Source organism: Gemmatimonas sp. (assembly GCF_036405635.1).
Lineage (GTDB): Bacteria > Gemmatimonadota > Gemmatimonadetes > Gemmatimonadales > Gemmatimonadaceae > Gemmatimonas.
Genome location: NZ_DASWXE010000110.1, coordinates 1 through 6,522 on the forward strand (window position 1 = coordinate 1; position 6,522 = coordinate 6,522).

Sequence of the window (6,522 nt, forward strand, 5' to 3'; positions counted from 1 at the left end):
GGTCTCAATGGTCGCCCACTCAAGCCCATCGAGCGATCCGGTGCCCCGGTCGCGTTGACGAAGAGTGACATTCGCGATGCCATCGATCGCGAAGTCGCCGACGATGGTGAAGACAGGAGCAAGCAGGTGGAGGCCTCGTACGCCTCGATGACCTTTCCCCAGGTGTTGCCTGCCTACACCCAGATGCTCGTGGACGCGGACGATCATCTGTGGGTGCGACCGTTCCCGCGTGGCACGGGCAACCTCGTATCGTGGTCGATCTTCACACCCGCCGGTGCCCTGGTCGGTGAGGTGGCGGTGCCGCGCCATCTCGAGGTGTTCGAGATTGGCCGTGACTATGTACTCGGTCGCTACATGGACCCGAAAGAAGCGATTCCCGAAGTGCGACTCTACCGACTCAAACGATCCTGAGGCGTTCGCCATGCGAAAGCTCGTCACGGCGGCATTTGTCAGTCTCGATGGTGTCATGCAGGCACCAGGAGGCCCGGAGGAAGACACATCCGGTGACTTCCGATTTGGCGGCTGGGTGTTTCCCTATGCCGACGAAGCCATCAGTCAGGGTACGGCCGCGAATGACGGTAAGCCGTTCGAGCTGGTGCTTGGCCGCAAGACGTACGACATCTTTGCCGGCTACTGGCCGCATGTGGACTTCGATCCGGCGTCACCGGTGGGTGGCATTGCGAGCGCCTTCAACAACGCCACCAAGTACGTCGCTTCGCGTTCACAGTCCAGTTTTTCATGGCAGAACAGCCAGTGGCTAGGGCAGGACACCGTCGCCGCCGTGCGCGCGCTCAAGCAGAGCGACGGTCCCGATCTGCTCACCCAGGGCTCGGCAAACTTTCTGCAGACACTGCTCGCCGCTGACCTCATTGATGAGCTGCGCTTGCTCATCTATCCCGTGGTGCTCGGCGACGGCAAACGACTGTTTCAGGGCGGCGCACATCCTGGTGCGTTTACGTTGACACACTCCGTGATTGCTTCGAGTGGTGTGATCATCACAGCATATCAGCGAGCCGGTGATGTGCGAACCGGATCATTCGTCTAAGCGAGGCGGGAAGGTGCACCAATCGGAACCATCATGACCCTCGCCCTATCTCTCATGCGAACCTTTGTGTTGCTCGTGGCGGCGAGCCTCGCCGTCAGTCCTCTTGGTGCCCAGTCCACGAATGACACGGAGCGGCCACTGCCTTCCGTGACGCTGGCGCCCGCGCTCGATCGCGTGCTGCGTGACTACGAAGCTGCATGGGCTCGCGGCGATGCGAAGGCGCTGGCCGCGCTGTTCGCCGAAGACGGGTTCGTGTTGCAGGGCGGCCGTCCGCCAGTTCGAGGACGGGCCGCCATCGCTGCGGCGTATGCAGGGCAGGGCGGTGCGCCGTTGCGGCTGCGGGCGTTGTCGGCCGCGGTGGCCGATACCGTGGGCTATATCATCGGCGCATACGGCTATGGTGAGAGCGCCACGGACCAAGGGAAGTTCACGCTCACCTTGCGGCGCGTGAAGGGACAGGGACCGTGGCTGATCTTCTCCGACATGGACAATGCCAGCAGGCCACCGCAGCGACCGGGCACGCACTTCGAGTGATCATTGGTGGTTGCAACCTGAGACGCCATGAGCCGTACGGGTGGAGGACCACCCGAAACGAGTCATGAGATCGACATTCCTGCTTCTTGTGCTGACCGGTTGCGCTGTCTCCAGGACCCGTGGCGGCGACGAAGTGCCCGCGCCGCGCATCGACTACCATCAGCATCTCGTCAGTGCACCATTCGCGCCCATCGTACAGCGTCCGCCACGGGATGCGAGGGCGCTGCTCGCAGAACTCGACAGTGCCGGCGTGCACAAGGCCGTGGTGCTTTCGGTGGCCTACAGTCTGGCCGATGAACGCAAGAATCTGCCCGATCCCGATCGGTTGAGTCGAGAAGAGAACGACTGGACTTCCACCCAGATGGTGGCAGGTCAGGGGCGGCTGGTGGGGTTCTGCAGTGTCAATCCGCTTCGTGCGGCTGCGCTTGCCGAGCTCGATCGTTGCCTCGAGCTGTCTGGAATGCGGGGCATCAAGCTGCATTTTGGCAACAGTGGGGTGACGCTCCGCAATCCGGACCACGCTACGCGTCTCGCAGAACTCTTTGCGCTGGCCGAGCGCAAGGGTGCTCCCGTTCTCGTGCACATGCGGGCGCGTGGCGGTGAGAACTTTGGTGCCGAAGATGCCCACCTGTTTCTGGATAGGCTGGTAGTCGTGGCGCCATCGATCGAGGTCGTGGTCGCGCACTTCGGGGGCGCAGGTCCCGGATATCCCGCGCAGGCAGATTCGGTGATGTCGGTCTTCAGTGCCGCTGCTGAGCGCGGCGATCCGCGCCTGCGGCACATGTACTTCGACATGGCAACGGTGGTGAATGAAGAGACGTCACCCGAGGTGGCCGCGTTGATTGCCAGGCGCGTCCGTCAGCTTGGGGTGAAACGGGTGTTGTATGGTTCCGATCTCACGCCACCGGGAGGCAGTGTGGGGGCTGGGTGGAAACTCTTTTGCGACCGGCTGCCGCTTACTGTTCAGGAGACGCGCGCGATCGCCGGCAATGTCACGTCCTTTATGCGATGATCTATCGGGTTCGCTCGCGCATTCACGAACACCAGGTCTATCGCGTTGCCCATGGATCTGCATCTGAGTTGGAACCTGGACTTCATCTGATCGCATGACTCGCCCGCGCGAACTATCTGACGCTGAACGCGACACCTTCTGGGAGCGCGCTTCCGCTCTCTGGGATCTTCGGCAGGATCGCTGGTACCCGTTGGTGGAGATCTCCGGCGACGATGTCGTGGCTTTCAACGCCACCGCCTTTCGTGCCGCGAATGGTGGCAACTGGCTGATCGATGTGGTGAAGGCCAGATGGCCCGAGTGGGCTGCCCATCGCGTCGAAATCTGGTGACCAAAACGATGTCCACCGACCTGACGACATTTCTCGACTATCTCGATCGTGTGCACGCGCGCACACGCAAAGTCATCCTGTGCATCCCCGAGGAGCATCTCGAGTGGATGCCAGCGCCGGGACGTTGGACCGCCGGTGACCAGGTGCGTCACCTGGCAGGCATCGAGCGGTGGATGTACGCCGAAACGGTGTCCGGGCGTCCGAGTTGTTATGCGGGACATGGACGTGAGCTGGCTGACGGACTGTCCGATGTGATCGCGTACTACGACCGACTGCACGAGGAATCGCGGGCCCTGTTTGCCGCGCTTACGCCGGAAGCCTGGTCTGGACACACCATGACACCAGCGGGAGCGCCCATCACCACATGGAAGTGGCTGCGCGCCCTGATCGAACACGAGGCGCATCATCGCGGCCAGCTCTACTTCACGCTGGGGCTGGTGGGAGTACCGACACCACCGATCTACGGGCTGAGCGAACCGGAATTGCGGGCACGGTCCACCACGCTCGCCACTCCCAAGGTATAGCACACCCCGGGGCTTGCGGCAATCCCGGGCCGAGGCTCTACACTGCGCGCTTCGTTGCAGCCCGATGCCCGTTCGAGGGAGCGCCCGATGAGTGACTTGGTGCTGGATCTCACTGCCGTTGATCGCACGCACACGGCCAAGGTTGGTGGCAAGGGTGCGCATCTCGGTGAGTTGATGCGGGTGGACGGTGTGCAGGTGCCGGCGGGCTTCTGCGTCACGACCGAGGCGTTTGCGCGCGCACGTGGCGCACGTGACAGTGGTGAGCTGATCATGCCCTCCGACGTGGCGATTGCGATCGAGCAGGCCCTGGTGCGGCATGGTGTGCATCATGCGTACGCCATTCGGTCGAGTGCCACCGCGGAAGACCTGCCGACCGCCTCGTTTGCCGGACAGCATGATTCGTTTCTTGGCGTGACCGGTGTGCCGACGGTCCTCGAACACGTCCAGCGTTGCTGGGCCTCCCTGTATGGCGAACACGCCGTGGCGTATCGCCAGCGTCATGGCATCGACCACCAGTCTGCGCGCATGGCCGTGGTGGTGCAGCACATGGTCCGCCCACAATCCGCGGGTGTGCTGTTCACGGCTGATCCGATCAGCGGCCATCGTCGCACGTCGGTGATCGAAGCCGTGGCCGGTCTCGGGGAATCGTTCGTGGCGGGAACGACCAGTGCGGATCGATACACGGTGCGTGATGAACACGTGCTCTCGAGAACCCTTGTGGCCGAAACCGCTCCGGCACTGACGGACGCGCAAGCCGTCGCGCTTGCAGCATTGGGCAGACGTATCGAGGCACACTTCGGCTCACCGCAGGATATCGAGTGGTGTCTGGTGGACGGTGAGTTCGTGATCGTACAGAGCCGACCCATCACGACGTTGTTTCCGGTGCCTGCCACCGGCGACCACGACCATCATGTCTATCTCTCGGTCGGTCATCAGCAGATGATGACCGACGCCATGAAGACGCTCGGCATTTCCTTCTGGCAGATGACCACGCCTCGTCCCATGCACGTGGCCGGTGGTCGACTCTTCGTGGATGTCACACGGATGCTTGCGGTACCGGCGAGCCGTGTGGCGTTCATGGACATGATCGGACGATCGGATCCGCTGTTCTTCGACGCCCTGCAGCAGGTGCTGAATCGCGGCGATTTCATCGTCACGGTGCCTGATGTCACCACCGGCGCTGCGCCGGCCGTGGCCGGAATGTCTGGTGCTGAACCGCCGCCAGAGAGTGATCCCGCCGTCGTTGCGGAAATGATTCAGCGGAACGAGGCATCGGTCGCCGAACTCGAGCGCCGTATTGCCGGCATGTCCGGCATGGCGTTGATGGACTGCATTCGCGAGGACATTCAGGAGCTACGGCGCCTGTTGTTCGATCCGGAGAGTCTCCGGGTCATCCTGGCGGCGATGGACGCGAGCTGGTGGCTCAACGAACACATGGCGTTGTGGCTTGGTGAGAAGAAGGCCGCCGATACGCTCACGCTGTCGGTCCCGGGCAACATCACTTCCGAGATGGGGCTGGCGCTACTGGATGTGGCAGATGTCATGCGCGCATATCCTGCGGTGGTGACTGCGCTCGAGCGCACCGGTACGCTGCACGCCCTGTCGACGGTGGCTGGTGGTCGCGAAGCCCAGGCCGCGATGGACGGTTGGCTCCGTCGGTTTGGTATGCGCGGTGTTGGTGAGATCGATATCACACGCCCCCGCTGGAGCGAGCGGCCAGATATGCTGGTACCGCTGCTGCTCAGCAATATCCACCACTTTCCGGCCGGCGCCGCAACGCAGCGCTTCGAAGAAGGGAAACACCTGGCGGAAACCAAACAGCTGGATTTGCTCGCACGTTTGCGAGAACTGCCTGATGGCGATCAGAAGGCACAAGTCGCGAAACAAATGATCGACCGGATGCGCACATTCATCGGCTACCGGGAGTATCCGAAGTACGGGATGATTCGCCGCTACTTCCTCTACAAGCAGGCCCTGGTGGGTGAAGCGCAGCGTCTGGTAGACGCCGGGGTGCTGCACGAGGTGGAAGACATCTTTCACCTCACGTTCGAGGAACTCGCTGAAGTGGTTCACACGCAGCGGGTCAGTCGCACGTTGCTGGCCGAGCGCAGGGATGCGCATCGGTGGCACGAGACGCTGACGCCGCCTCGGGTACTCACGTCGGACGGCGAGGGAATTCGTGGGTCGTATCAGCGCGAGGAAGTGCCGCCTGGCGCACTCGCCGGGCTCGCGGTATCGGTTGGTGTAGTCGAAGGGCGTGCGCGGGTGCTGCGGGATGTGACGCAGGCACGGATCGAGCCAGGTGATATTCTGGTCACGGCGTATACCGACCCGAGCTGGACATCACTGTTCGTGGGCATCAGGGGGCTGGTGACCGAGGTGGGTGGCCTGATGACGCATGGGGCCGTGATCGCCCGCGAGTATGGACTGCCCGCGGTGGTGGGTGTGGAGCAGGCCACGCAGCGCATCCGGGACGGGCAGCGCATTCGTGTCCACGGCACCGATGGATACGTCGAAATTCTGGACGGAGAGACACGTCGATGAGCTGTTCATGCGCATAGCGGTTTGTGGCAGCCATGGTACCGGCAAGTCCACCTTGGTCGCCGAGCTTGGGCACCGGCTTGCGGGGCATGTCGTATTCGATGAGCCCTACTATCTGCTCGAGGAGGAGGGGCATGCGTTCGCGCATCCTCCTGGAGCCGCCGACTACGAGTTGCTACTGGAGCGCTCCGTCACGTTGCTGCAACAGGAGCGTTCACGCGACGCGATTTTTGATCGGGGGCCGGTCGATTATCTCGCCTACAGCAGCGCGCTGCTGCGCGGTGCATCCATGCCGGACCTGGTGCGTGACACGGCGACCGCCATGCAGTCGCTGGACCTGGTGGTGTTCGTGCCGATCGAGGAGCCGGATCGGATGTCTCCGATGGATCTGCCGAAACTGCGCCGTCGGGTGGATCGACTGCTACGGGAGATGGTGGTGGAGCAGACATGGGGATTCGAAGTGCCGGTGCTCGTCGTGCGGGGCACCATCGAACAACGAGCCGATCAGGTAATGGGTTGGGTGGTCGGAGGCGCACGT

The 6,522-nt window shown here is 62.8% G+C and carries 8 protein-coding genes; all 8 read left to right on the forward strand.

Going from position 1 to position 6,522, the window contains the following annotated elements:
• On the forward strand, nucleotides 1-411 hold a 411-nt coding region (locus tag VGE27_RS09445), incomplete at its 5' end, for a hypothetical protein (protein ID WP_331049402.1).
• Nucleotides 412-421: 10 nt separating this feature from the next.
• Entirely contained in the window at nucleotides 422-1,045 is a 624-nt protein-coding gene (locus VGE27_RS09450; protein ID WP_331049403.1) for a dihydrofolate reductase family protein, read from the forward strand.
• A 54-nt stretch (nucleotides 1,046-1,099) separates the two neighbouring features.
• The gene (locus VGE27_RS09455; protein ID WP_331049404.1) at nucleotides 1,100-1,579 is read left to right on the forward strand and encodes a nuclear transport factor 2 family protein; all 480 of its coding nucleotides are present in this window, start codon (nucleotides 1,100-1,102) and stop codon (nucleotides 1,577-1,579) included.
• 64 nt (nucleotides 1,580-1,643) lie between these two features.
• Entirely contained in the window at nucleotides 1,644-2,591 is a 948-nt protein-coding gene (locus VGE27_RS09460) for an amidohydrolase family protein (protein ID WP_331049405.1), read from the forward strand.
• Between the two features lie 94 nt (nucleotides 2,592-2,685).
• Complete coding sequence (locus VGE27_RS09465) at nucleotides 2,686-2,919, forward strand: hypothetical protein (protein ID WP_331049406.1); 234 nt, start codon at nucleotides 2,686-2,688, stop codon at nucleotides 2,917-2,919.
• Between the two features lie 8 nt (nucleotides 2,920-2,927).
• On the forward strand, nucleotides 2,928-3,443 hold the full coding sequence (locus tag VGE27_RS09470) for a DinB family protein (RefSeq protein ID WP_331049407.1): 516 nt from the start codon (nucleotides 2,928-2,930) through the stop codon (nucleotides 3,441-3,443).
• Nucleotides 3,444-3,530: 87 nt separating this feature from the next.
• Nucleotides 3,531-5,987, forward strand: coding sequence for a rifamycin-inactivating phosphotransferase (gene rph / locus VGE27_RS09475; protein WP_331049408.1), 2,457 nt, complete (start codon nucleotides 3,531-3,533; stop codon nucleotides 5,985-5,987).
• Nucleotides 5,988-5,994: 7 nt separating this feature from the next.
• The coding region (locus tag VGE27_RS09480) for an AAA family ATPase (protein ID WP_331049409.1) at nucleotides 5,995-6,522 on the forward strand (528 nt) is incomplete at its 3' end.